Annotated in this window: 3 protein-coding genes; all 3 read left to right on the forward strand. The window is 70.7% G+C overall.

All coding sequences use genetic code 11. The features are described 5' to 3' along the window. Nucleotides 1-196 precede the first annotated feature (196 nt). The 3 genes from ACPYOM_RS21210 to arc all read left to right on the forward strand — a co-directional run bounded on the left by ACPYOM_RS21210 (nucleotide 197) and on the right by arc (nucleotide 3,519). A complete protein-coding gene (locus ACPYOM_RS21210) occupies nucleotides 197-589 on the forward strand; it encodes a single-stranded DNA-binding protein (RefSeq protein WP_481341166.1) in 393 nt (130 codons plus the stop codon). Between the two features lie 11 nt (nucleotides 590-600). Next, nucleotides 601-1,671 (forward strand): tRNA (adenine-N1)-methyltransferase, encoded by a 1,071-nt coding sequence (locus ACPYOM_RS21215; RefSeq protein ID WP_481347472.1) that lies wholly within the window; start codon nucleotides 601-603, stop codon nucleotides 1,669-1,671. 66 nt (nucleotides 1,672-1,737) lie between these two features. Continuing rightward, entirely contained in the window at nucleotides 1,738-3,519 is a 1,782-nt protein-coding gene (gene arc, locus ACPYOM_RS21220) for a proteasome ATPase (RefSeq protein ID WP_481341168.1), read from the forward strand. Nucleotides 3,520-3,633: the final 114 nt, after the last annotated feature.

Genomic DNA, 3,633 nt, shown 5'->3' on the forward strand with positions numbered 1-3,633 from the left:
TCCGTCGTCGGCAGCGTCAGATGTGTATAAGAGACAGGTCCACACCCCCGCGACGCCGGGTCCGGCCGTCCACAGGGCGGGCCGGGACGCTGGTTCGGCCCTGTCGGGCGGCCCAGGCTGGTCCCGTCCCGGCACCACTGGCAGCGACCGCCGAGGGAGTCGCAGGACCCCGACGAGACCAACGGCAGGAGCATCCATGGGCACCGAGACGACGACGAAGCGCGGCACCCGCGCCGCGAGCCCCGACCCCGCCGAGAACGCCCGCAACGAGGTACGGCTGCGGGGCCGGGTGGGTGCGGCCGCGGAGGAGCGCGTCCTGCCGAGCGGAGACGTCATCGCCACCTTCCGTGTCATCGTGCCGCGGCCCCCGGCGAGGGCCGTCTCGGCCAGCGTCGACACCCTCGACGTCGTCTGCTGGGCGGCTGTGCCACGGCGCGCCGCCGGACGCCTCGAGGCCGGTGACGTCGTCGAGGTCGAGGGTGCGCTGCGGCGCCGCTTCTTCGGGGTCCCGGGCGGCCGGTCGAGCCGCTACGAGGTCGAGGCGGCACGGGTCCGACGGGTGTCCGGCGGGCGCCGCGCCGGCACCTAGACTCTGCTGCCATGACCGACGCCGTCCAGTCCGCCCCGTCCGGAACCGCGTACAGCCGACGCGGCGTCTTCGAGGTCGGCGAGCGCGTCCAGCTGACCGATCCCAAGGGCCGACTGCACACCATCACCCTCGAACCCGGGCGTGAGTTCCACACGCACCGCGGCTTCCTGCGTCACGACGACCTCATCGGTGCGCCCGACGGCTCGGTCGTCGTCAACACCGCAGGTGTGGAGTACCTCGCGCTGCGACCCCTGCTGTCCGACTGGGTCATGTCGATGCCCCGCGGCGCCGCCGTCGTCTACCCGAAGGACTCCGGACAGATCGTCCAGATGGCCGACATCTTCCCGGGGGCCACGGTCGTCGAGGCCGGGGTCGGCAGCGGCGCCTTGTCGATGTCGTTGCTGCGCGCCATCGGGGAGCAGGGGCGGCTGCTCTCGTTCGAGCGGCGGGCCGACTTCGCCGACATCGCCCGGGGCAACGGACGCGCGTTCTTCGGCGGCGACCACCCGGCTTGGACCGTGACCGTCGGCGACCTCGTCGAGACCCTTCCAAGCGTCGTCGAGCCGGGCACGGTCGACCGTGTCGTCCTCGACATGCTCGCCCCGTGGGAGTGCCTCGACGCCGTCGGTGACGCCCTCGTGCCCGGTGGTGTCCTCATCTGCTACGTCGCGACGACGACCCAGCTGAGCCGGGTCGCCGAGGGTGTCCGGGCCCACGGTGGGTTCACCGAGCCATCGGCCTGGGAGTCGCTCGTGCGGGGTTGGCACCTCGAGGGCCTCGCGGTCCGTCCGCAGCACCGCATGCACGGCCACACGGGCTTCCTCATCACCACCCGCCGGCTCGCCCCGGGGGTCCTCGCACCCGAGCGCAAGCGACGTCCGGCCAAGGGCGCCTACGGTGAGTCCGGCTCGGGTGACGCCGCGCCCGCCGGGCCCGGCCTCGACCCGTCGGCGGGTTCCGGTTCACTCGCCTCCACCGACGTCCCGGACGACGCCTGGACCTCGGAGGCGCTCGGTGAACGTGTCAAGAGCGACAAGTCGATCCGGCGCGCGCGGCGGTCAGTGGCTGGAACGTCCGACTAGATCGGCCCGCAGCGGGTTAGGGTCGAGACGTCACACGTGGTGCGAGTGACGGATGAGGAGGCCGAGATGTCGGACGACGTCTTCAACCCAGACCGCGACGACGTGAGTGGTGCGGGCACCCCGGAAGCCGGCCAGCGCGAGCTCGACGCCCTGCGCTCCGAGGTCCGGGCGCTCCGCGACGCGGCGCGCACATCGCCCCAGCGCACGCGTGAGCTCGAGGCGCGCCTCGCGCACGTCCAGACGAGCCTGTCCACGCTGTCGGCGCAGAACGAGCGTCTCGTGCGCACCCTCAAGGAGGCCCGCGAGCAGATCGTCACCCTGAAGAAGGAGGTCGACCGCCTCGCCCAGCCGCCGAGCACGTACGGCGTCGTCGTCGACGAGCCGGCCGACGGGGCCGTCGACATCCTGACCGGCGGGCGCAAGATGCGGGTGGCCGTCAGCCCTTCCGTCGACGCCGCCACGCTCGGCGTCGGCCGGGAGGTCATGCTCAACGAGGCGCTCAACGTCGTGTCCGCGCACGGCTACGAGCGCGTCGGCGAGGTCGTCACGGTCAAGGAGAAGCTCGAGGACGGCCGCGTCGTCGTCGTGACGCACGGTGACGAGGAGCGCGTCTGCCGCCTCGCCGAGCCGCTCACCCACGAACACGTCCGGGTCGGGGACTCCCTGACGCTCGATGGCCGCGCCAACTTCGTCCACGAGGTCGTTCCCAAGCTCGAGGTCGAGGAGCTCGTCCTCGAGGAGGTGCCCGACGTCGGCTACGAGGACATCGGTGGCCTGGGCAGCCAGATCGAGCAGATCCGCGACGCCGTCGAGCTGCCGTTCCTCCACCCCGAGCTGTTCAAGGAGCACGCGCTCAAGCCGCCCAAGGGAGTCCTGCTCTACGGCCCGCCCGGCTGCGGCAAGACCCTCATCGCCAAGGCGGTCGCGGCGTCCCTGGCCCGCCAGGTCGCCACCCGCGCGGCCCAGGCCGGTGAAGCCGACGGGTCGGACAAGAAGAGCTACTTCCTCAACATCAAGGGCCCCGAGCTGCTCAACAAGTACGTCGGCGAGACCGAGCGGCACATCCGGCTCATCTTCCAGCGGGCCCGCGAGAAGGCGTCCGACGGCACGCCCGTCGTCGTCTTCTTCGACGAGATGGACTCGCTGTTCCGCACCCGTGGGTCCGGGGTCAGCAGCGACGTCGAGACGACGATCGTGCCGCAGCTGCTCGCCGAGATCGACGGCGTCGAGCGACTCGAGAACGTCATCGTCATCGGCGCCTCGAACCGCGAGGACATGATCGACCCGGCGATCCTGCGCCCCGGGCGCCTCGACGCGAAGATCAAGATCGAGCGACCCGACGCCGAGAGTGCGCGGGACATCTTCAGCAAGTACCTGACCCCGTCGCTTCCGCTGCACGAGCACGACCTCGCCGTCAACGGCGGCGACCGGGACGCGACCATCGAGGCGATGATCACGGCCGCCGTCGAGCGGATGTACTCGGAGATGGAGGAGAACCGCTTCCTCGAGGTGACCTACCAGGGCGGCGACAAGGAGATCCTCTACTTCAAGGACTTCAACTCCGGCGCGATGATCCAGAACATCGTCGACCGGGCCAAGAAGCTGGCGATCAAGGAGTTCCTGACCACCGGCCAGAAGGGCATCCGCGTCGAGCACGTCCTCACCAGCTGCGTCGACGAGTTCAAGGAGAACGAGGACCTGCCCAACACGACGAACCCCGACGACTGGGCCCGGATCAGCGGCAAGAAGGGCGAGCGCATCGTCTACATCCGGACCCTGCTCAAGGGCAAGGACGGCACCGAGCCCGGCCGGTCGATCTCGACCGCCAACACGGGCCAGTACCTCTGAGCCGCAAGGCTGTTCACTCACGAACGACGACTCACCCGCGAGGGCACGCCAGCCCAGCAGGAACACCGCGAGCACGACCGAGGCGACGACGACGAAGCTCGGGGCGGTACCCGC

The sequence above is a fragment of the Monashia sp. HAY1-2A genome, from assembly GCF_056755315.1.